Raw genomic sequence first — 20,399 nt, 5'->3', positions numbered from 1 at the left:
CGCAGCGCGCCGTCAAGCAAGCAGAGACAGGAGAACAGCCATGCCACGCGGCGACAAAGACAAGTACACCGACAAGCAGAAGCGCAAGGCCGAACACATCGAGGAAAGCTACGAGAGCCGTGGCGTCCCCAGGGACGAGGCAGAAGCCCGCGCCTGGGCCACGGTGAACAAGCAGTCCGGCGGCGGCGAACGCAGCGGCGGCTCGGGCCAGAAGAAGAGCGCGCCGGCCAAGGCTGCCTCGCGCCGCAGCTCGGCCAAGCGCGCCGTGACCACCAAACATGGCGTGCCTCGCCCCGACCAGTCGCTGGAGTCGATGACCAAGGCCGAACTGCTCAACCGTGCGCGAACCCGGCACATCGCCGGCCGTTCGAGCATGCGCAAGCAGCAGCTTATCGACGCGCTGAAAGCCGCCTGAGCCGGCGGCCCGCCCACTTCCCCCACAAGCAACGAGGAGACAGCCCATGGGTAGCTATCGATGGTTCCCTTCATCCCTGAGCAGCAACCGCCACAGCGGCGTACAGGAGCTGCAATCCCTGGTGAGCGACCTGGAAAGCCTGCTGGAAAGCGGCCGCGACCTCACCGCCGACCAACTGCCGGCGTTCAAGTCCAAACTGCGCCACCTGGTGGATGAGAGCCGGGAAACCAGCGAACACCTGGTCCAGCGCAGTCGCCGCGCCATCCAGGCCAGCGGCGAGTACGTCGGCGAACACCCGTGGCAGACCGCGGCAGTGCTGGCCGCTGCCGCCGGCATCCTTGCCGCTGCCTGCCTGCTGAGCCGCGATCGCTGATCCGCTTCGTGCGGAGCACAGGTGGTCGGCGGCCCAGCCGTTGACCACCGTTCCACCATTCATGTGCAGCCCTGGTTCGCGAGCAAGCTCGCTCCTACAAGTGCGCTAAGGGCGCTGCCGAGTGGTTCGCGAGCAAGCTCGCTCCTACAAGAGCGCTAAGGGCGCTGCCGAGCGGTTCGCGAGCAAGCTCGCTCCTACAAGAGCGCTAAGGGCGCTGCCGAGCGGTTCGCTACAAGAGCGCTAAGGGTGCGTGGGCGGGTGTAGGAGCGAGCTTGCTCGCGAACCCCTCCACGGCCTGGGTTTCGCTCATGAGAACCCCTCCAGGGCCTGGGTTTCGCTCATGAGCCTCGCCTGCGGTGCGCAGGGGCAGTGCGGGTCCAGGCAGTGTTTCTCGCCACACCAGGGCAGGAGCAGCGTTCGGGCCGACCAGTTGAGGTGTCACAGGCGCCCTGATGCGTAAAGTCAGTCCTGCAGTTGCTCGCGCATCCGTCCGGTCAGGCGCTGCCTGGTTTTCGCCCAATCGGCCCAGGGGTCAGCTGCCGCCAGGCGCTCGTCGACATTGGCGAGGGTCCATTGGCTGGCGGCTTTCAGCGTGGGCAGCTCCTCGCGGCTGACGGGCACGGACACAGGCAAGCCCTCCCGCGCGCGCACCGACCACACGCAGACCGTGCTGGCCCCACGGGTGTTGCGCAGGTAATCGATGAAGATTTTCCCCACACGGTTCTTCGGCCCGGAGACAGCGCTGAAGCGATCCGGCATCAGCTTGGCCATGTGCCGGCTGATGGCGTGGGCGAAGTCCTTCACCTCGTCCCAGCCGTGATGCCGCTGTAGCGGAACCAGGATGTGCATGCCCTTGCCGCCGCTGGTCTTGAGAAAGGCAGCGAGCCCCAGCTCGTCCAGCAGCGTCAGGGCCAGCTGGGTCGCCTCGACCATCCGCTGCCAGGGCAGCGCCGGGTCCGGGTCGAGGTCCAGAACGAAGCGGTCAGGCTTTTCGAGATCGTCGAGGGCAGCATTCCAGGTGTGCAACTCCAGCGCGCCCATCTGCGCGGCGCCCACCAATCCCTTGGCCGTGGCGATACGCAGCAGCGGCGCATGGCCAGGGTCCAGCTTCGGATCGAGTTGCTCGGCGCCGGGAATCTCCGTGCGCGAGGCATGGCGCTGGAAGAATTGCTCACCCCCCACCCCATCCGGCGCACGTACCAGCGACACAGGGCGGTCGGCGAGCCAGGGCAGCAGGCGTTCGGCGGCCTTCTCGTAGTAGAGCGCCACGTCGAGCTTGCGCAGCTTGCTGGTGGGGTCGATCACGCGGTCCGGATGGGTGATGGTGACGCCCTCGACGCTGTTGGCAGGTTTCCTCTTCGCAAGTGTCGAGCGGGCGGCCTTCTTCGGCTTTTCCTCGACTATCGCCTCGGCTGGCTTGTCGGCACGCAGGCCGTGAAATACTGCCTGGCGTACCCGGCCTTCGTGGGTCATCTCGGCGAAGGCGACTTCGCACAGCAGGTCCGGACGCAGCCAGGTCACCCCCCTGGCGTCTGCGTCTTGAGGCGCTTCCTGCAAGGGACAGGTCTTGCGTTGCAGGGGCTTGAGTCGCTGATAGAGGGTTTTCAGGCTGGCCGTGCTGAAGCCGGTACCGACCTTGCCGGCGTAACGCAGCACGCCGTCCTTGTCGTGCAGGCCGAGCAACAAGGCACCGAAGTGCGAGCGCGACCCCTTGGGTTCGCTGAAGCCGACGATGACGAACTCCTGCCGGCGCTTGCACTTGAGCTTGATCCAGTCGCGCGAGCGCTTCTCCGTATAGGTGCTGCCGCAACGCTTGCCGATCAGCCCTTCCAGACCCAGCCGGCAAGCGCTGTCGAGGATGCTGCGCGGGTCGTCGGTGAAGTCCTCCGAGTAGCGCAGGGATTGATTGTCGTTGCCCCGCAGCACCTGCTGCAGCGCCTGGCGACGCTCCTCCAGCGGCTTGCCGCGATAGTCCGTGCCATCCAGCCAGAGCAGGTCGAACAGGGTGTAGTGGATGGGCTCGCAGACCTGGGCGTCGAAGGCATTCTGCAAGCGCTGGAAGTCCGGGCGGCCCTCCTCGTCCATCACCAGGATCTCACCGTCCAGCCAGGCCGATTGCACCTCCAGCGCAGCCAACGCCTGGCACAGCTCCGGCAGTTTTCTCGACCAGTCGTGGCCGTTGCGGGTGATCAGCCGGACCTTGCCGTCCTCGAGCCGGGCGAGAATGCGATAGCCGTCGATCTTGATCTCGTAACGCCAGTCGCCGGCGGGCGGCGCGTCCACCAGCGTGGCCAGTTCGGGCGAGATGGCGTCGGGCAGCTTGGCCTTGGCCGGCGCTACTTCTTTTTTCTGCTTCGCAGCCGCCGTCGGCTTGGTCCGCCTGGGCGCCGCCTGCTTCGTCACGGCGACCTCGCTCGGCAGCGCTTTCCCAGTCACCACACTCAGCGGCTGCTCGGCAAGAATGTCGAAGCGCGGGTAATCCCGCGCCTGGTCGTCGCGACCCTTGATCAGGAACCACTGTGGCTTGCGACCTGCCATGCGCGTGCGCACCAGGTTCCAGCTGCCGGAAAGCTTGCTGCCCTGAAGGCGGAACTTCAGGTGGCCGCTTTTCATGCCCTCGTGAGGATCGCCGATGGGGGTCCAGGAGCCCTCATCCCAGACGATCACATCGCCAGCGCCATAGTGTCCTTCGGGGATGTGCCCCTCGAAACGCGCATAGTCCAGCGGGTGGTCCTCTACTTCGATGGCCAGGCGCTTCACACTCGGGTCCAGGCAAGGCCCCTTGGGGACCGCCCAGCTCTTCAGCACGCCGTCGAGTTCCAGACGGAAGTCGTAGTGCAGGTGACTGGCGTCGTGCTTCTGCACCACGAAGGCGTATTCCCCGGCGCGGCTCGCCGGAGTTTCGCCGCTGGGTTCGGGGGTGCCGCTGAAATCGCGCTTGCGCGCGTATTCCTTCAGCGTTTCGTTGCGGATGGGGGCGGAGCGGGCCATGGCTCACTGTTCCTCGTCGGGGTCTGTGTCATCCCAGGGCTTGCCGTCCAGCGGGTGCGCCCGGCCTTCTTCGGCTTCGTCCAGGCCGATACCGGCGCCGATCTCGCTCTCGCGGCGGATGTGCAGTTCCTTGTCCACCGGGGTGCTGCCGGCCGGGTCCAGCGGCGATTCGGTGCCCTCTTCGTCGATCAGGGTTTCGGGGGCCAGGTCGTCCATGCTGACGCCGTCTTCCACGGCGCTGTCACCGAGAGTCTCGCCCCCGGTGAGGCCCATTTCGCGGCGACGCTGTGGGGGAAATTCGCGCTCTACTTCCTCGGGCGAGCGCTCGTCACCGATGCGCCCTTCAGGGCCTTTCTCGAAATCCAGCTCGCGCACGCTGCCCATGCGGTCTTCGGTGTCGTCGATCTCGATATGCTGCGGGTTCGCTTCGGTCTTGGCGGAATGGCTCATGGCGGTGCCTCCAGGCTGAATGGTCCTGTGTGCGTTCAGGCCGGTTGAGCCGAAGCAAGGCGCTGGAGTTCAGGTTTTCCGTCGGTGGGCAGGCAAGCGACCCATTACTGGTCGATGAAGCAGTTGATGAGTTCCAGGCCCAGGCTGCGCACGCGACCGGCGCTGCTCAGCTCATCACCGTGGATGCCGACGACGGTGGTGCGCGGCATGTCCGCCAACTGGCTGCCGAGGCTGATGGAGTAGCTCCCGCCTGCCTCGCGCGAGCAGGAGAAGCTGAACAGCGGATAGGCTTCGTGGAGCACGGCTTCCACGTCCAGGCGTCGGAACTGCGTCATGGTCACCTCCCGTCCCCAATCCCAACCCTGCCCGCTCGCAAGCCCGAGGGAAATGCTGGCAATTGGCCCAGGCAACTTGGCACTCCCGCGCCATCGCCGGCATGACCAGCCGTGGCAGGGATTGCTCGCCACACCCGCTGATTCCACCCGCGCAGGTTTCGGACGGAAGGTTTCGCTCGCGCAGCCAGGCGCCCGGCGAAGCGTCTGGCCGTGCATTTTCCAGCCCCTTGCCGGTGCGACCTTGCACTTTGCTGATGACCATGGGCCAGCACGTTCTGGCGAATCCCTGCAATAACAACCTGTTAAGCCGCTGAGACAGTTTCTGAAAGGCTGGAACGCGTGATGCAACGTTCCTGGCTCAAGGCCGGAGCACTGGCTCCTGCCGACCACCGGGAGGGATGTACATGTCCAGTTGCCGCGACACTGCCATCGAGCACCTGAGCCACCTGTTTACCGACTACCGTCCGCAGTTCTTCAACCGTCCCGACGGTACGGTGCTGATCAACCTGCGCAACGCCAAGGGCAAGCGCCTGATATCCCGCGTCATCCAGCAGGAGGAACAGGCCAGCGCCGTACTGCTGAACAACCTGGTGGAGCGCATCCGCCGCGACCTGATGACCCTCGAGGGGCCGCTGGAAGAGGACAACGTGGACTGGTTCCTCAAGCGCATCGAATTGCAGACCTTCGTTCCGGTGAATCCCACCCACCGGCCGCGCAAGGTCGTCGTCGCCGGCGCCCGGCTGCGCGCTCTCGCCGCCAAGTAGCGCGCACCGAAGAAGCAGCGAGGCAAGCATGAAGACACCCATGGATACGCCAGACCCCGATCCGAAAGTCACCCGCGAAGAGTCGCTGGAAGAACTGGTGGACATCGAACCGGAGGACAGCCGGCAGGAGCCGCACCTGTCTGCCGCCCATCAGGACGGCCTCAAGGACGGGCCGGCATAAGTCGATACAGGGAAGCGAGAAGCTATTCCGGTGGCCGCCGTCAGTCCGAGCAGTCGGGCGGCCGCCGGTTCTCTTCCTGCAGATGGCGCACGACCGCGCTCAACGCGCCCCTTTCCGTCCGTCCTTTGGCCAGGGCCGCCAGGCGCACCGCCCGTTGTCGCTCAGCGCTATTACCCTCGTCGATGATCCTGCCCGCGTGGACAAACAGGCGCTCGCCTTCCTCATCCAGCCATTCGCCGACGGCCAGCCGCGCCTGCTCCAGCCAGTCGCGCGGCTTGACCAGCCGGTCGCCCTCCACCAGAAAACGTGCCGCGCCGCCATGCCGCCGCGCCTGCCAGAAGTTCTCCGCCAGCAAGGCCCGCTGCCAATGCGGATCGGCAGGCTCGCGCGCGTCCCGCGCATGGGCCACCAGCAGGCGGAACAGCCCTGCAATGCACAGGGCATCGTCGATGCGTGGGCAGGCATCGGTAATCCGCAACTCCAGGGTCGGGTAGCGCGCCGAGGGCCGCAGGAACCACCAGGTGTGGCCGGGTTCGTCCATCAGGCCGTACTGCAACAGCAAGGCCACGTAGCGCCGCCACGCCGCCTCGTTGGCGAACCGCGGCGGCGGTCCCATGCGCGGCCACTCCCCGCACAGTGACTGCCGATAGCTGGCCAGACCGGTATCGGCTCCATCCCAGAACGGCGAAGAAGCACTCAGCGCGAGCAGCAGCGGCATCCACGGCAGCACGCAGTTCATCACCTGCACGCGGTCGACCCCGCATACTTCCACGTGCACGTGCAGGCCGTTGAGCAGGCTCTGCCGCGCCACTGCGCCCTCCTCCTCGAACAGCCGCCGGTAGCGCGGGCGGAAGGCCGGGGACTGTCGGTGCTGGCGAGTGAAGGGATGTGCGGCGACACAAAGGGTATCCAGGCCGTAGGACTTGGCTATCAACCGCAGGCGCCGGCGGCGGTCTGCGAGGAATGCGGCGGCCTCGCCAAGCTCGCGCAGTACCGGGCTGACCAGTTCGTACTGGCACTGGAAGATCTCTTCGGCCACCGCCTCGCCCAGCACACCGCGGCAGGCATGGGAAAATCCCAGCGGCACCTCGCGGGCGAGATCGAGGCTTGCGGGGTCGATCAGGAAGCACTCTTCCTCGATACCGAATCGGGGCAGCGCGGGGCGTGCTGGCATGGCGGACCTCGCGGGGTGGCGGTTATGGCTGGGACGCGGCGCAGCGGGTGGCGTTCAGTCTTTTCGCTCGGCCCGTGGCCTGTTTGAAAGCCACTGCCGTGCGGTTCGCGAGCAAGCTCGCTCCTACAGGAGTGAGCGGTGGCGACAGGCGGAGGACATAGGCGGGAACGGAAATGACGTGCGGTGGGTTCGCGAGCAAGCTCGCTCCTACCGGGTGATGCCGGGCGCGTGGGCGGTGTAGGAGCGAGCTTGCTCGCGACCCCCTCCAACTCCCGGCCAACCGCGCAATCGCTCGGCCCCGACAGAACCGGAACATCAGCCCACCCTTCCAAGGTCAGGTGCACACGCAGCTCGGCGTTTACATGAAACCTTTACCCGCCCGGCCCACTCGCAAGTGAAAGCACCCCACTTTCTCGCACGAGGAGCCCCGCATGACGCCACCCGCCTCCCGGAATGCTGTCGCCTCGTACCGCGAACACTGTTCCATCCGCGACCTCTACCAGTCCCTGCTGCGCGCTCCGGAAGATGCACTGGGAAGCGCCGCCGCCTTTCTCGAGGCGCAACTGAGCCAGCAGAACGCCGATGACGACGAACTGCCCGCCGACCCGCAGCGCTGGGCCGACTGGCTGGAAAACCGCGCCAGACGCAGCGCCGATGCCTACGCCGAGTATCTGCGAGAGCGTCGCGAAGGCGCGCCGCGCCAGCACTTCGCCAACCGTTCCCACGCCCTGCACTTCCTCCAGGCCATTGCCCCGACCAAGCAGGTGGACGGCGCCTGGCTCTATGGCGTGCTCGACCACTGGAGCGACTCGCGCCTGCTGCCACTGCTGCACATCTGCCTGGAGGAACTCGGCCACGGCAACCCTGCGCGCAACCACGTGCTGGTCTACCAGCGCCTGCTGCATAGCCTGGGCTGCGACACGCCCCCCGAGCTGAGCGATGCGCACTACCTGCAAGGCACGCTTCAGCTCGCCCTCGGCTATCTGGCCGATGACTACCTGCCCGAAGTGCTGGGCTACAACCTGGGCTACGAGCTGCCGCCGCTGCACCTGATGATCACCAGCTACGAGTTGCGGGAACTGGGTATCGACCCGGAATACTTCCGCCTGCACATCACCATCGACAACGCCGCCAGCGGCCACGGCCGCAAGGCATTGCAGGCGCTGGAAGCCAACCTGCCGCAACTGGCCGACCGCGACGCCTTCCTGCGCCGCGTGCATGCAGGCTACCGGCTTAACGGCGCGGGCCTGTCGAACCGGGAGATTCTCCAGGGCTTCAACCTGGATGCCGAAGTAGTCGCCATGCTCGAGCGCAAGCGCCCCTTCGCCAGACAGATGCACGATGACCGCGCGCGCATCGGCGGGCGCACGGTGAACCAGTGGTTGGCCGGCCCCGGGCGCATGGGCGAGTTCCTCGCTGCGCTGCAGCGCCAGGGGTGGATCAAGCGCCACCAGGACCCAGGCCACAGCCGCCTGTGGAACCTGGTGAGCGGCGACAGCGTCGCCATGTTCGGCGTGTTCAATCCCTATGAGCGCCAACTGCTGCACGACTGGATCGCCGGCGACTGGAGCGAGCCGTCGCCGCGCAACCCCTGGAGCGGCAGCGAAAAGACCGTCGCCGACGATGCACCGATACGTTCGGAATTCGCCGCCGAAGAGCGCGCCCTGCTCAACGAGCTGTCCACACTTTCGCCGCGCAACCGCATGCAGCGCCTGGTCGCCCTGATGGCCCCGCACCGCCACTGGACGCCCGCCGGGCTGCTGGCCACGCGCATCTACACCGACAAACTGGGGATCGAACCATGACTTCATTCTTCGACTCGCGGCTGGAAGTGCTGATCAGCCTGGGCCAGGAACTGCAGGCGGAGGATTACCGCTTCACCACTGTCACCCCCACGACCCACGCGCGGGTCAACGCGCGACCGGAGAACTCACTGGCCGGCGATCTGCAAGGCGTGTTCGGCTGGAGCCGGCCGTTCCCCGACGCGCTCATCAGCGAGCGCATGCTGGCCCTGCTGGAAACCGGCGGCCTGCTCCTGCGCCAGGACAGCCAGTGGCGCAGCGCCGTGCGCTGGTCGAGTCTGGATGGCCAGTTGTTCGCACACTCGGCCTACCCGACGGTGGAGACCGACGCCGTGTTCTTCGGCCCGGATACCTATCGTTTCGCCCACGCCTTGCGCCAGCACGTTCTCAGTGGAGAAGCCGGCACGGTACGTCGCGCCGTGGACATCGGCTGCGGCGCCGGCCCTGGCGCCATCCTCATCGCCCAGGCCTACCCGGAGGCGGAAGTCACCGCCGTGGACATCAACCCGCGCGCCCTGGACTTCACCCGCGCCAACGCCTGCCTCGCCGGCATCGATGACTTGCAGATCCGCCAGAGCAACCTGCTGGATGGCATCGGCGGCCAGTTCGACCTGATCGTCGCCAACCCGCCCTACCTGCTCGACCCGCAAGAGCGTACCTACCGCCATGGCGGCGGCGAGTTCGGCGCAGGCTTGTCCCTGCGCATCGTCGAAACAGCGCTGCAACGCCTGAATGTAGGAGGCACGCTGTTGCTCTATACCGGCGCCGCGGTGATCGACGGCGATGCGCCGCTGCGCCCGCAGCTGGACGCCCTGCTGACGAACCGGCCGGTGAGCTGGCGTTACGATGAGATGGACCCGGACGTATTCGGCGAAGAGCTGGACTGCTCGGCCTACCAGCAAGCCGAGCGCATTGCGGCGGTGACCGTGACGGTGAAGCGTCTGGCTTGAACCGATCGGCTCCTGTAGGAGCAGATTCATCCGCGATCGTCCCCCGGCCAGCTGGAGGACATCGCGGACGGAGTCCGCTCCTACGCAGGCCGGGCTGCTTGGTGCGAGCGGTTTGCCTCACCCCTCTCCCTCAGGGAGAGGGGCTCCAGCTTGGGCTCTGGCCCTTGTTCCCAGCCCACGTCAGGCCGGGATCTTCGCGACGTTCGCTTCACGCGCCCAGATACGGTGCTGCTTCAGCGCCTTCTCGAACCCGGCGAACACATCCGCCGCGGAACCGCCCTGGACGACGCCTTCGTCGGGCGACAGCCCGAGTTGCCCCGGCAGCGCTTGCGCATCGCCGGCGAAGGCCAGGGGCTTGAGGTGCTTGTAGGCCTCCAGCAGGTAATGCAGCGCACGGCCATCACCGCCCATGGTTTGCACCGACTTCGCCCCGCCTGGCACGAACACCGCGTCGAAGGCCACCGAGGGCAAGCCGTGCCAGCTCGCATCGGGAACCAGCTCCGCGCCTTTTTCGGTCTTGACCGGCGATGCGCTGGGCCCGATCAACTTGGCGCTGGCACCGGCTTTGTCCAGCGCGTCACGCAGTTCGCTCACATCGTTCTCGCTGACGCCATCGGCAATCAGGATCGCCACCTTGCGCGAGCGGATATCGCCTGCCAGGAGGTTGACCTGGCTGAGCGCGGGCGAAGGTGTCGGCTGCGGCGCCGTGCCCGGCTTGTAGTTGACCTTTACGCCGATCTGGCTGGCCACCGTCTCCGCCAGTTTCGGGCAGATGTTGGCAAGGATTTCGTTCACCTCACGCTCGCGTATAGACATACGCTCCACCTTCGACAGCTCGAAGGCATAGGCCGACGCCACATGGCCCTGCTCCGCCTCGCTCAAGCTGTGATAGAACAGCGCCGCCTGGGTGAAGTGATCGGCGAAGGAGTCGGCGCGCACCCGCACCTTGGCGCCGGTCATGGGCTCGTGGTAGCTGGTAAAGCCGCCCTGGCGGGCGGCCGGCGGGGTTTCCCTGGGCCAGCCGCCATCGATGGAATTCGGCTCATAGGCGGCGCGCCCCTTGTGCACCATGTGCTGGTGCAGGCCATCACGCTGGTTGTTGTGGAACGGACACAGCGGCTGGTTGATCGGAATCTGGTTGAAGTTGGGCCCGCCCAGGCGCAGCAGCTGGGTATCGGTGTAGGAAAACAGCCGCCCCTGCAGCAACGGGTCGTTGCTGAAATCGATGCCGGGCACGATGTGCCCGGGGTGGAACGCCGCCTGCTCGGTCTCGGCGAAGAAGTTGTCCGGGTTGCGGTTGAGCACCATGCGCCCCAGCAGCTTCACTGGCACCAGCTCCTCGGGCACCAGCTTGGTCGGGTCGAGCAGGTCGAAGTCGAACTTGTCCGCATCGGCTTCGGCAATCACCTGAACGCCCAGTTCCCACTCGGGATAGTCGCCGCTCTCGATGTCTTCCCAGAGCTTGCGGCGATGGATGTCCGGGTCCTTGCCGGCAAGCTTCTGCGCCTCGTCCCAGACCAGGGAACAGACGCCGGATTTGGGCCGCCAGTGGAACTTCACCAGCGAGCTTTCGCCGGCGGCGTTGATCAGGCGGAAGCTGTGAACGCCAAAGCCCTGCATGTGCCGCAGGGAGATCGGAATCGCCCGGTCGGACATGGCCCACATGACCATGTGCGCCGACTCCGGGGTAAGCGAGACGAAGTCCCAGAAGGTGTCATGGGCCGAACCGCCAGTGGGGATTTCGTTGTGCGGCTCGGGCTTCACCGCATGGACGAAGTCGGGGAACTTGATGGCGTCCTGGATGAAGAACACCGGCATGTTGTTGCCCACCAGGTCGTAGTTGCCCTCGTCGGTGTAGAACTTCACCGCGAAGCCGCGCACGTCGCGCACCGTGTCCGCCGAGCCACGCGGGCCCTGCACGGTGGAGAAGCGCACGAACACCGGCGTCTGCTTGCCGGCCTTGCCCAGGAAGGACGCCTTGGTCAGCGAACTCCAGTCCTCGTAGGATTCGAAATAGCCATGGGCCGCGGCGCCACGGGCATGGACGATGCGCTCGGGAATGCGCTCATGGTCGAAGTGGGTGATCTTCTCCCGCAGGATGAAATCCTCCAGCAGCGACGGCCCGCGATCGCCGGCGCGCAGGCTGTTCTGGTTGTCGGCGATACGCACGTTGGTGTTGGTGGTCAGCGCTTCGCCAGTGGCGTCCTCGCGGAAACGTTCCAGTTGGTCGAGCTTGTCGTTGCGGTTGCCACGGTCAGTCGTGTCGGTACCTGCCAGTTCGCTGCGCTTGCCTGCTTCTTTGCCGGGTTGCTTGGCCATGAAGGTTCACTCCTCAGTACAGGTGAAGGGCCGCCGCGCGCCGGGATCGGCACGGGCAGCCTCGGACTTGTTCCTATCCGTTGGGTGGGGAGCAGTCCGCGGAGTTCAGGCTTTTTTACCGGCGGTTCGCTGGCGTGCAGAATGAACGAAGCCCTGCCGACGCATCGGCAGGGCTTCGCAGGCAAGGCCAGGTCAGCGCGCGAGGAACGGTGGCGGCGCGTCGATCACGCCGGTCTCGTTGACGTACTGCTTGTAGTGCTCGATCAGCGTTTCCAGCCGCTCGGGCTGCGCCTTGGCCAGGTCCTGGGTTTCGCCGGGGTCTGTCGCCAGGTCGTAGAGTTGCCAGGTAGCCGGGCCGACCGGCGCCGGCAGGTACACCGCCTTCCAGTCGCCCTGGCGGATGGCGCGCATGCCGAACAGCTCCCAGCCAGTGACGGTCTTCTCGTCATGAGCCTGTTCCGTCTCGCCGGAGAGCCAGCCCAGCCAGGACTTGCCGCGCACCTCCGCCACTTCGCGGCCATGCCACTGCTTGCCCGGATGACGCACGCCGGCCAGGTCGAGAATGGTCGGAGTGATGTCCATCACGGTGGAGAACGAGTGGCTGATCTCGCCCTGGCGCTGCAGCGCCGGGTAGCGCACCAGCGCCGGCACGCGGATGCCGCCTTCGGTGGTGAAGGCCTTGTACAGGCGCGACGGTGCGGTAGCCGCCTGGGCCCAGCGCGGGCCGTACCAGATGTAGGAGTTGGCGCGGCCGATGTTCTCCAGGCTGTTGTCGTAGTGCTGGTCGAGGAAGCTCAGCAGGTCCGGGCCGAAGCGCGGGAAGGCTTCCAGCAGTGCGCCCTCGGCGCCGTTGTCGGACATGAACAGGACGAAGGTGTTGTCCAGCTCGCCCTGCTGGCGCAGGTACTCGACGACGCGGCCGACGTTCCAGTCCAGGCGCTCGACCATCGCCGCGTACACCTCCATGGCCCGTGCGGACTTGGCTTTCTCTTCGTCGTTGAGGCGCGCCCATTCCTTGCTGATCGCCAGCACCGGGTGCGCCTTCACGTCGGCGTCGATCAGGCCCAGCTGCTTGAGCCGCTCCAGGCGCTCCAGGCGCAGCGCCTCGGGGCCGGCGTCGTAGCGGCCCTTGTACTTGTCCACCACCTCTTTGGGCGCCTGCAGCGGCCAGTGCGGCGCGGAGAACGGCAGGTAGGCGAAGAACGGACGGTTCTGGTCACGCTCCTTCAGGTACTGGATCAGCTTGTCGCCGAAGGCGTCGGAGGAATAGAAGTCTGCCGGCAACTCGTCGATGAACTGGTCGTCCTCGACATACAAAGCCGGCGTGCCCTTGAGGATGCGCGGGGTGGTTTCGTCGTAGGGTGGCTCGAAGCCATAGTGGTTGGCCGCGCCGGGCAACAGCGAGAAGGAGCGCTCGAAGCCGCGCGCATGGGGTGCCTGCTCAAGCTTCAGACCCAGGTGCCATTTGCCCGACAGCAGCGTCTGGTAGCCCGCCTCGCGCAACAGCTCCGGCAGTGCCACCACGCGGTCGTTGAGGTAGCCCTCGTACCCCGGTTTGCCCTCCAGCTCGGGTGTCAGCGCCTCGGCCATGGTGCCGATGCCGGCGATGTGGTGGTCGGTGCCGGTGAGCAGCATCGAGCGCGTCGGCGAGCAGGTCGGCGCGGTGTGGAAGTCGGTCAGGCGCAGGCCTTCGAGGGCCAGGGCGTCCAGGTGCGGCGTGGCGATCTCGCCACCGAAGGCGCCGAGGTCGGAGAAGCCGAGGTCGTCGGCGACGATGACGAGGAAGTTGGGGCGTTTGCTCATGGTCGGACTCGGTAGGTGGGTTTGGCTGTAGGAGCGAGCTTGCTCGCGAACATTCCGGAACGGTCTGTTCGAAGAGCTTCGCGAGCAAGCTCGCTCCTACAGGGGGGGTTGATCGAATCAGCAGGCGAGAAACTCGAACGGCAAGTCCTCTACCCGCTTGAGCTGCGGCGCGACGTAGTCACCCTCGCCCGTCAACTCGTGCAACAGCGCCTCGCGCTGGCGCAGGAAGTCGTAGCCGCCGCGCTCACGCGGGTGCTCCAGCGGCACCTCGACGATGCGCTTGATGCGCCCCGGCCGCGGCGCCATCACCACCACGCGGTCGGCAAGGAACAGCGCCTCCTCCACGTCATGGGTCACCAGCACCGTGGTAATGCGCTCGCGCTGGCGAATGCGCAGCAGCTCTTCCTGCAATTGCTGGCGGGTCAGCGCATCCAGGGCCCCGAAAGGTTCGTCCAGCAGCAGGATGCGCGGGCTGGCGACCAATCCACGGGCGATGGCGACGCGTTGCGCCATGCCGCCGGAAAGCTGGTGCGGGTAGGCCCGGGCGAAGGCCGTCAGGCCCACCAGCTGCAAATAGTCGGCAACCCTGGCGGCCTTGCCGGTCTCGCTCAGCGGTTCGTTGACCAGCCCGAGGGCGACGTTCTGCTCCACGCTCAGCCAGGGGAACAGGCGGTGCTCCTGGAACACGATGCCGCGTTCGCCGCCGATGCCGTCGATGGGCGCGCCGTCGATGCGAATTTCGCCCTGGAACTCGCGATCCAGGCCGACAAGCAGCCGCAGCAGCGTGGACTTGCCGCAACCGCTGGCGCCCACGATGGCGATGAACTCGCCGTCGGCGATCTCCAGGTCGAAGCGTTCGATGGCCTGCAGCTCGCGGCCGTCCACGGGGAAACTCTTGGCGACCTGGCGAAAGCTCACCAGGGCCGGGGAAGCGAATGCGTTCATGCGTGTCTCCAGCGCGTCACCCGCGCTTCGATGCGTTGGCCGAGGGCGGCCAGCAAGGCTCCGGTGAGGCCGACCAGCAACATGCCGGCGCCGACCAAGTCCATGCGGAAGAGTTGTTGCGCGCCGATCATCAGGCTGCCGATACCGCCGTCCGAAGGCATGAAGTACTCGGCGCCGATGGTGCCCAGCCAGGCGTAGATCAGCGCCAGGCGCACCCCGGCGAATACCGAAGGCGCCGCCCCCGGCAATACCAGCCGGCGCAGCCGTTGCCAGGGTGAGAGCCGCAATGCGATGGCCGCCTCGCTGAGTTGCGCCGGCAGGCTGGCGATGCCGCGCTGGGTCGCCAGCAGCAGCGGGAAGAATGCGGCCAGGCCCACGAACACCACCTTGGCCAGCTCACCGAGGCCGAACCAGGCAGTGAGCAGCGGTACCCAGGCAAAGATCGCCACCTGCCGCAGCGCCGCGAAGGAAGGCCCGAGCAGCCTTTCCGCCGGCCGCCACAGGCCCAACCCCAGACCGAGCAGGAAGCCCAGCGAGCCGCCCAGCAGCAGGCCTGCGAGAGTGCGTTGCAGGCTGGCCAGCAGCGCAACGGTGAGACTGTTGTCCAGCAGGCCGTCCCACAGCGCAACAGCCACCGATGCGGGGCTGGCGAGAATGGCCGGATCGACCCACTCCAGCGCGCTTGCCGCCTGCCAGATCGCCAGCAGGCCCAGCGGCAGCCACCAGGGTTGCAGGCGCTCCCAGCCCTGCCCCGCGCCGCTGCGACGGAGCTCTCCATGGCGCAGCTCGCCGGCCGCCAGCTGCGGCCAGTGCACCAGGCGCCGGTCCAGCGCCTGGATGCCTCGATCCATGGCCGCGCCCACCAGGCCGATGACCAGGATGCAGACGAACACGATGTCGAGCATGAAGAGTTGCCGCGCCTGCACCATCAGGTAGCCGATGCCCTCGCTGGAAGCCAGCAGTTCCACGGCCAGCAGCGAGGTCCAGCCCTGCGCCAACGCCAGTCGCACGCCGGTGAGGAATGCCGGCAACGCCGCTGGCAGAATCAGCCGCCATAACAACAGCCGGCGCGGCAGTCGCAACACCGCAGCGGCCTCGCGCAGGCGCGGCTGGGCATCACGCACGCCCACCAGCGTGTGCAGCGTCACCGGCACGATGATGGCCTTGATCAGCACCACCAGCTTGAGCAACTCGCCGATGCCGAAGAACAGCATGAACAGCGGAATCCAGGCCAGCGTCGGGACCTGAGCCAAGGCACTGAAGGTGGGCAGCACCAGACGCTCGGCGCGGCGGCTGAAGCCGAGCCAGGCGCCCAGTGCCAGCCCGCTGAGGATGCCGGCCAGCAGGCCCCAGAGCAGACGTTTCAGGCTGACGCCCAACTGCTGCCAGAGTTCGCCCGCGAACAGCTCGCGGCCGGCCTGAAGCACCAGTTCGGGTGTGGGAAGGATCTGCGCGGACATCCAGTGGCGGTGACTCGCTGTCCACCAGAGCACACCGATGGCCAGCGGCACCAGCCACGGTAGTGTGGGTTCGAGCCAGCGCCAGGCCGCTGTCGCAGGCTTCAGGCGCGGACTGGGAAGAGCAAGGCGGTACGGCTTCGTAATATTCTTCATTGGAATATAAATATTTATATCAATGCATTTATGAGCTAACACAGGCCATTTAAGGGAAGGCCCCGGTGCGCATCCAATGCATTCGCCGAATATTTTTTATGCCCTGCGGGCATCTCCCCGCGAAGCCTCGTGAACCCTCGCTTAGCTCGAATAATTACTAAAAAATCACTTTTTATTATTTTGTTGATGGACAGCCCCATGCCTTTAGTGCGGGCGCCGGAGCCACGTGCGCTCCCCCACTGCAGGAGGCAGGCGCCATGAAGGCCCTTACCCATCAATTGCTGTCCCTCTTCGCTGCGCCGGCCCTGGCCGGCCTGCTCGGCGCCTATCCGCTGATCACCCAGGCGGCCGATCCGGTCAAGGAAATCCGTATCGCCGTGCCCGATGTCAGCGCCGGGCAGAACCACTCCAGCGGCGGCGTGGCGGACATCCTCTACACCCGCCAACTGCTGGAGAAGGAATTCGCCGCCGACGGCATCCAGGTCAAATGGAGCTTCTTCAAGGGCGCCGGTCCGGTAGTCAACGAAGCCTTCGCCAACGGCCAGGTGGATTTCGCCTACCTGGGCGATCTCGCCGCGATCATCGGCAAGTCCAGCGGCCTGGACAGCCGCGTGCTGGCGGCCACGGCGCGCGGGGTCAACCACTACCTGGGCGTGCAACCGAATTCGGGGATCAAGAACCTGGCCGACCTCAAGGGCAAGCGCGTGGGCATCTTCCGCGGCACCGCCAGCCAGCTGTCCTTCGACAACGCGCTGGCCAGCGCCGGCCTGTCAGAGAAGGACCTGAAGGTGATCAACCTCGACTTCAGCGCCGCCCTCGCCGCCCTGGCGGCCAAGCAGATCGACGCCACCTGGGGCCTGGCGGGCCTGTTCGCCCTGCGCGACAAGGGCCTGGCGGAAATCCCGCTGAGCACCCATGACCTCGGTGGCGCCGGTACCCTGCAGGCACTGCTGGTGGGCAACGGCGAATTCGTCGACGCCCACCCGGACATCGTCGAGCGCCTGCTCAAGGTGCAACTGCAGGCCGTACAGTGGGCCAGCGCCGACGCCAACCGCGATGCTTTCATCGACCTGATATCGAAGCAGGCCAATTACCCGGCAGTGATCTTCAAGAGCGAATACCAGGGCCGCCCGCTGCTGGAAGTGCTCTCGCCCAAGCTCGACGCCGACTTCCTCGGCCGCCTGGATGCATCGATCACGGCGGCGAAGTCCTACGGCCTGATCCGCCGCGACTTCAAGGCCGCCGACTGGGCCAATCCGGCGCCGCAGGATGCGGCGAGCCGACAACTGGCCGGGCAACCGGTGGCAGCGATCCAATAAGTCAGTTCACAGCAATCACGGACAAAGTCCGTGCCTTCCTGATACCTCAGCGCTTGGGTCGCCCTCACTCTGGCACTCTCCTTCCGGGAGAGGGCCAGGGTGATCAGCCCGTACCGCCCCCCTGCGTGAAACGCCCCTCCCCGCGTCTTTGCGCATTTCTGATATCGCCCCACCCCACGCCCTTCGTACCTTCTCCCTGCCCGCCGCACCTGACGGCGAGCGCGTGCATCCCATAAAACAACAAGAAGGGCCCGCTCCATGACTCCACGCATCCAAGCGTCGGCACCCGTCGGCGATCTCCCTTGCCCGCAGCGCTTCGGCGCACGCGGCTGACTGCCGTTCGACTCCCCATCACTCACAGGCAAGGGACAACCAACATGCTCAAACAAGGCGTACTTCGCTGGCCCCAGATCGCCGGGCTCGGCATTTCACTGGTCATCGCCGGACAGTTCTCCGGCTGGAACTACGGCCTGGCCAGCAGCGGCTGGGCCAACATGCTCGTCGCTACCCTGCTGATGGCCGTGCTCTGCGGCGGCCTGGCGCTGTGCGTGTGCGAACTTTCCACCGCCCGGCCTCACGCCGGCGGCGTGTTTGCCTACGCGCAACTGGCCTTCGGGCCCTTCGTTGGCTACCTGGTCGGCGCCGCCTGCGCGCTGGCATTGACCATCGGCACCGGCGCGGCCGCGAACTTCCTCGCCGCGTACATGGAGTCGGTGTTCGGCTTCGGCGGCTGGCCAGTGCGCATCGGCCTGTTCGCGGTGATCATCGGCATCCACATCATCGGTGTCGGCGAGGCCCTCGGGCTGACCCTGCTGGCCGGCGCCGTGGCAGCCATCGCCCTGCTCGCCTTCGGCGGCGCCATGCTGCCCCACGTGCACTGGGAGAACCTGCTGGCTACAAGCGGCAGTGCACTGCCGGGCGTGAGCGTGGCTGGCGTATTCGCCTGCGTGCCCTTCGCCATCTGGATGTTCATCTGTCTGGAACAGGTCGCCTCCGCCGCCGAGGAAGCCGCTGAACCCGGCCGCAGCATGCCGCGCGGCATCATCGCCGCCGTCGGCACCCTGCTGTTGACCGCGCTGACCGTGGTGATCAGCGCGCCGGGCGCGGCCGGTGTGGACGTGGTCGGCAACGCCGGCGATCCGCTGTACGCCGCCATGACCCACGGTGGGCTCTACGGCGAGCGTGACTGGCTGCCGTTGCTGGTCGGCTCCGGCGCCGTGTGCGGCCTGCTGGCGACCTTCTTCTCGGTGGTGTTCTCCGCCTCCCGCCAGCTGTTCGCCCTGGCCCGCGACGGCTTCTTCCCGGCCGCTCTCGCCCGCACCAACCGCCGTGGTGCGCCCTATGTCGCGCTGCTGGTGCTGACCGTGATCGGCCTGCCGCTGACCCTGGTGCCGCCGGAAAAACTCCTGCTGTGCATCGTCCTGCTGCTGGGCAGCTGCCACCTGGTGCTGTTCGCCGCCTACCTGCGCCTGCACCGCACCCAGCCCGGTCTGGTGCGCCCGTTCCGCCTGCGCGGCGGCCCGGTCGTGGCCAGCGTCGGCATGCTGCTGACACTGGTGGTGATCGCCGCCTGCTTCCAGCTGGAAGTGGCCATGCTCAGCGCCCTCGCGCTGGTGGTTGCCATCCTCATCCTCAACTACCTGCTGCGCGCCGCGAGCCGCGCCGGCAAGCCTCTGGAGAATGCCGAGAATGTCTGAAGCAACCCTGCTGCAACGCCGCCACCGGGTCATGGGCGATGCTTCGCCGCTGTTCTATGACGAGCCGCTGGAGCTGGTGAAAGGCGAAGGCGTCTGGCTCATCGACGCCGCCGGCAAGCGCTACCTGGACTGCTACAACAACGTGCCCTGCGTCGGCCACTGCCACCCCAGGGTGGTGGCGGCCATGGCCGAACAGGCGGCGACGCTGAACATCCACACCCGCTACCTCAATGAGCGCGTGGTGCGCTACGCCGAGTCCCTTACCGCGACCTTCGCCGAACCGCTGGACAGCCTGATGTTCACCTGCACCGGCAGCGAGGCCAACGAGCTGGCCCTGCGCATGGCGCGCTTCGCCACCGGCCACAAGGGTGTAATCGTCAGCGACTACAACTACCACGGCAACACCACCAGCCTGGCGGCCGTGACCACCGCGCTGCCGAGCTCCGAGCCCTTCTCGGCGCATGCGCGGGCCGTGCCGATTCCGTGCCTGTACCACGCCGACGGCACACCCGAACAGGTCGCCGACCGCTACGTGGCAAAGGTCGCCGAAGCCATCGCCGAACTGCAGGCGGCCGGCGTCGGGCTCGCTGCCATGCTGATCGACACCCTGTTCGCCAACGAAGGCATCCCGCGCCTGCCGGCCGGCTACCTGGAGCGCGTGGCGAAGCTGGTACGCGATGCCGGCGGCCTGCTGATCACCGACGAGGTGCAGTCGGGCTTCGCCCGCACCGGCGACCACATGTGGGGCCACCAGTCGCACCCGCTGGTGCCGGACATCGTCACCCTCGGCAAGCCCATGGGCAACGGCTTCCCCCTGGCGGGCGTGGTGACCAACCGCGAGCGGGTCGAGACCTTCGGCCGCAGCAACCTGTACTTCAACACCTTCGGCGGCTCGCCGGTGGCCGCGGCCGTCGGCCAGGCGGTGCTCGACGTGATCGCCGAGCAGGACCTGCAAGGCAACGCCCGACGCCAGGGCGCGAAGCTCAGCGCGGAACTGCATCGCCTCGCCGAGCGCCACTCGATCATCGGCGACGTACGCGGCCAGGGCCTGTTCTTCGCCGTGGAGCTGGTGCGCGACCGCACCAGCCGCGAGCCGGCCGGCCTCGAAGCGCGGCGCATCGTCAACGCCATGCGCCAGCGCGGCGTGCTGATCAGCAAGATCGGTGGCGACGACAACATCCTCAAGGTCCGTCCGCCGCTGGTGTTCGAAGCCGAGCACGGCGAGCGCTTCATCGACACTCTGGATCAGGTCCTGGGCGAGCTATGAG

At 66.7% G+C, this 20,399-nt stretch carries 17 protein-coding genes; 9 read left to right on the top strand and 8 right to left on the bottom strand.

Annotated elements, in window-relative coordinates; all coding sequences use genetic code 11:
* Nucleotides 1-40 precede the first annotated feature (40 nt).
* Nucleotides 41-415, top strand: coding sequence for a Rho termination factor N-terminal domain-containing protein (locus ACNFH5_RS21840; RefSeq protein WP_416749558.1), 375 nt, complete (start codon nt 41-43; stop codon nt 413-415).
* Between the two features lie 46 nt (nt 416-461).
* On the top strand, nt 462-788 hold the full coding sequence (locus tag ACNFH5_RS21835; protein ID WP_416749556.1) for a DUF883 family protein: 327 nt from the start codon (nt 462-464) through the stop codon (nt 786-788).
* Between the two features lie 462 nt (nt 789-1,250).
* Here ACNFH5_RS21835 and ligD read toward each other — a convergent pair whose 3' ends face one another.
* From ligD to ACNFH5_RS21820, 3 genes are all read right to left on the bottom strand, one after another.
* A complete protein-coding gene (gene ligD / locus ACNFH5_RS21830) occupies nt 1,251-3,779 on the bottom strand; it encodes a DNA ligase D (RefSeq protein WP_416749554.1) in 2,529 nt (842 codons plus the stop codon).
* 3 nt (nt 3,780-3,782) lie between these two features.
* Nucleotides 3,783-4,229 carry a phosphotransferase system, HPr-related protein gene (locus tag ACNFH5_RS21825; RefSeq protein ID WP_416749552.1) on the bottom strand — a complete coding sequence of 149 codons (447 nt, stop codon included), beginning with the start codon at nt 4,227-4,229 and terminating at the stop codon, nt 3,783-3,785.
* A gap of 104 nt (nt 4,230-4,333) precedes the next feature.
* Nucleotides 4,334-4,564 (bottom strand): hypothetical protein, encoded by a 231-nt coding sequence (locus tag ACNFH5_RS21820; RefSeq protein ID WP_416749551.1) that lies wholly within the window; start codon nt 4,562-4,564, stop codon nt 4,334-4,336.
* 404 nt (nt 4,565-4,968) lie between these two features.
* Here ACNFH5_RS21820 and ACNFH5_RS21815 point away from each other — a divergent pair, with 404 nt between their 5' ends.
* Complete coding sequence (locus tag ACNFH5_RS21815; RefSeq protein WP_416749549.1) at nt 4,969-5,328, top strand: DUF3509 domain-containing protein; 360 nt, start codon at nt 4,969-4,971, stop codon at nt 5,326-5,328.
* A 28-nt stretch (nt 5,329-5,356) separates the two neighbouring features.
* A complete protein-coding gene (locus ACNFH5_RS21810; protein ID WP_416749547.1) occupies nt 5,357-5,509 on the top strand; it encodes a hypothetical protein in 153 nt (50 codons plus the stop codon).
* Between the two features lie 40 nt (nt 5,510-5,549).
* Here the strand turns inward: ACNFH5_RS21810 and ACNFH5_RS21805 are convergent, their stop codons facing one another.
* On the bottom strand, nt 5,550-6,683 hold the full coding sequence (locus ACNFH5_RS21805; RefSeq protein ID WP_416749545.1) for a YbdK family carboxylate-amine ligase: 1,134 nt from the start codon (nt 6,681-6,683) through the stop codon (nt 5,550-5,552).
* Nucleotides 6,684-7,114: 431 nt separating this feature from the next.
* On the opposite strand from ACNFH5_RS21805, the gene ACNFH5_RS21800 reads away from it, so the two are divergent.
* Together ACNFH5_RS21800 and ACNFH5_RS21795 are read left to right on the top strand one after the other, a co-directional pair.
* On the top strand, nt 7,115-8,488 hold the full coding sequence (locus ACNFH5_RS21800) for an iron-containing redox enzyme family protein (RefSeq protein WP_416749544.1): 1,374 nt from the start codon (nt 7,115-7,117) through the stop codon (nt 8,486-8,488).
* Complete coding sequence (locus ACNFH5_RS21795; protein WP_416749542.1) at nt 8,485-9,435, top strand: methyltransferase; 951 nt, start codon at nt 8,485-8,487, stop codon at nt 9,433-9,435. The genes ACNFH5_RS21800 and ACNFH5_RS21795 overlap by 4 nt, the downstream gene beginning before the upstream one ends.
* 180 nt (nt 9,436-9,615) lie before the next feature.
* Here ACNFH5_RS21795 and katE read toward each other — a convergent pair whose 3' ends face one another.
* The 4 genes from katE to ACNFH5_RS21775 all read right to left on the bottom strand — a co-directional run bounded on the left by katE (nt 9,616) and on the right by ACNFH5_RS21775 (nt 16,115).
* Entirely contained in the window at nt 9,616-11,754 is a 2,139-nt protein-coding gene (katE, locus tag ACNFH5_RS21790; protein WP_416749540.1) for a catalase HPII, read from the bottom strand.
* A 192-nt stretch (nt 11,755-11,946) separates the two neighbouring features.
* Nucleotides 11,947-13,557 (bottom strand): arylsulfatase, encoded by a 1,611-nt coding sequence (locus ACNFH5_RS21785; RefSeq protein ID WP_416749538.1) that lies wholly within the window; start codon nt 13,555-13,557, stop codon nt 11,947-11,949.
* Between the two features lie 117 nt (nt 13,558-13,674).
* A complete protein-coding gene (locus ACNFH5_RS21780; RefSeq protein ID WP_416749536.1) occupies nt 13,675-14,502 on the bottom strand; it encodes an ABC transporter ATP-binding protein in 828 nt (275 codons plus the stop codon).
* Complete coding sequence (locus ACNFH5_RS21775; RefSeq protein ID WP_416749534.1) at nt 14,499-16,115, bottom strand: ABC transporter permease; 1,617 nt, start codon at nt 16,113-16,115, stop codon at nt 14,499-14,501. The genes ACNFH5_RS21780 and ACNFH5_RS21775 overlap by 4 nt, the downstream gene beginning before the upstream one ends.
* A gap of 257 nt (nt 16,116-16,372) precedes the next feature.
* On the opposite strand from ACNFH5_RS21775, the gene ACNFH5_RS21770 reads away from it, so the two are divergent.
* The 3 genes from ACNFH5_RS21770 to ACNFH5_RS21760 all read left to right on the top strand — a co-directional run bounded on the left by ACNFH5_RS21770 (nt 16,373) and on the right by ACNFH5_RS21760 (nt 20,398).
* A complete protein-coding gene (locus ACNFH5_RS21770) occupies nt 16,373-17,434 on the top strand; it encodes an ABC transporter substrate-binding protein (RefSeq protein ID WP_416749532.1) in 1,062 nt (353 codons plus the stop codon).
* Between the two features lie 377 nt (nt 17,435-17,811).
* Nucleotides 17,812-19,131: an amino acid permease gene (locus ACNFH5_RS21765; RefSeq protein WP_416749530.1), complete on the top strand. Its 1,320-nt coding sequence runs from the start codon at nt 17,812-17,814 to the stop codon at nt 19,129-19,131.
* On the top strand, nt 19,124-20,398 hold the full coding sequence (locus ACNFH5_RS21760; RefSeq protein WP_416749528.1) for an aspartate aminotransferase family protein: 1,275 nt from the start codon (nt 19,124-19,126) through the stop codon (nt 20,396-20,398). Before ACNFH5_RS21765 ends, ACNFH5_RS21760 begins: the two co-directional genes overlap by 8 nt.
* Nucleotide 20,399 lies beyond the last annotated feature (1 nt).

Origin of the sequence: Pseudomonas sp. NY15435, assembly GCF_048068295.1 — a bacterium.
Lineage (GTDB): Bacteria > Pseudomonadota > Gammaproteobacteria > Pseudomonadales > Pseudomonadaceae > Pseudomonas.
This window is presented reverse-complemented; position numbering and strand designations above follow the sequence as displayed.

Excerpts from the sequence above, each read along its gene's own strand:
- ACNFH5_RS21780 (WP_416749536.1), bottom strand. The coding sequence starts at position 14,502 with ATGAACGCATTCGCTTCCCCGGCCCTGGTGAGCTTTCGCCAGGTCGCC.
- ACNFH5_RS21800 (WP_416749544.1), top strand. The coding sequence starts at position 7,115 with ATGACGCCACCCGCCTCCCGGAATGCTGTCGCCTCGTACCGCGAACAC.
- ACNFH5_RS21820 (WP_416749551.1), bottom strand. The coding sequence starts at position 4,564 with ATGACGCAGTTCCGACGCCTGGACGTGGAAGCCGTGCTCCACGAAGCC.
- ACNFH5_RS21770 (WP_416749532.1), top strand. The coding sequence starts at position 16,373 with ATGAAGGCCCTTACCCATCAATTGCTGTCCCTCTTCGCTGCGCCGGCC.
- ACNFH5_RS21765 (WP_416749530.1), top strand. The coding sequence starts at position 17,812 with ATGCTCAAACAAGGCGTACTTCGCTGGCCCCAGATCGCCGGGCTCGGC.
- ACNFH5_RS21825 (WP_416749552.1), bottom strand. The coding sequence starts at position 4,229 with ATGAGCCATTCCGCCAAGACCGAAGCGAACCCGCAGCATATCGAGATC.
- ACNFH5_RS21795 (WP_416749542.1), top strand. The coding sequence starts at position 8,485 with ATGACTTCATTCTTCGACTCGCGGCTGGAAGTGCTGATCAGCCTGGGC.
- ACNFH5_RS21805 (WP_416749545.1), bottom strand. The coding sequence starts at position 6,683 with ATGCCAGCACGCCCCGCGCTGCCCCGATTCGGTATCGAGGAAGAGTGC.
- ACNFH5_RS21775 (WP_416749534.1), bottom strand. The coding sequence starts at position 16,115 with ATGAAGAATATTACGAAGCCGTACCGCCTTGCTCTTCCCAGTCCGCGC.
- katE (WP_416749540.1), bottom strand. The coding sequence starts at position 11,754 with ATGGCCAAGCAACCCGGCAAAGAAGCAGGCAAGCGCAGCGAACTGGCA.
- ACNFH5_RS21810 (WP_416749547.1), top strand. The coding sequence starts at position 5,357 with ATGAAGACACCCATGGATACGCCAGACCCCGATCCGAAAGTCACCCGC.
- ligD (WP_416749554.1), bottom strand. The coding sequence starts at position 3,779 with ATGGCCCGCTCCGCCCCCATCCGCAACGAAACGCTGAAGGAATACGCG.
- ACNFH5_RS21785 (WP_416749538.1), bottom strand. The coding sequence starts at position 13,557 with ATGAGCAAACGCCCCAACTTCCTCGTCATCGTCGCCGACGACCTCGGC.
- ACNFH5_RS21840 (WP_416749558.1), top strand. The coding sequence starts at position 41 with ATGCCACGCGGCGACAAAGACAAGTACACCGACAAGCAGAAGCGCAAG.
- ACNFH5_RS21760 (WP_416749528.1), top strand. The coding sequence starts at position 19,124 with ATGTCTGAAGCAACCCTGCTGCAACGCCGCCACCGGGTCATGGGCGAT.
- ACNFH5_RS21815 (WP_416749549.1), top strand. The coding sequence starts at position 4,969 with ATGTCCAGTTGCCGCGACACTGCCATCGAGCACCTGAGCCACCTGTTT.
- ACNFH5_RS21835 (WP_416749556.1), top strand. The coding sequence starts at position 462 with ATGGGTAGCTATCGATGGTTCCCTTCATCCCTGAGCAGCAACCGCCAC.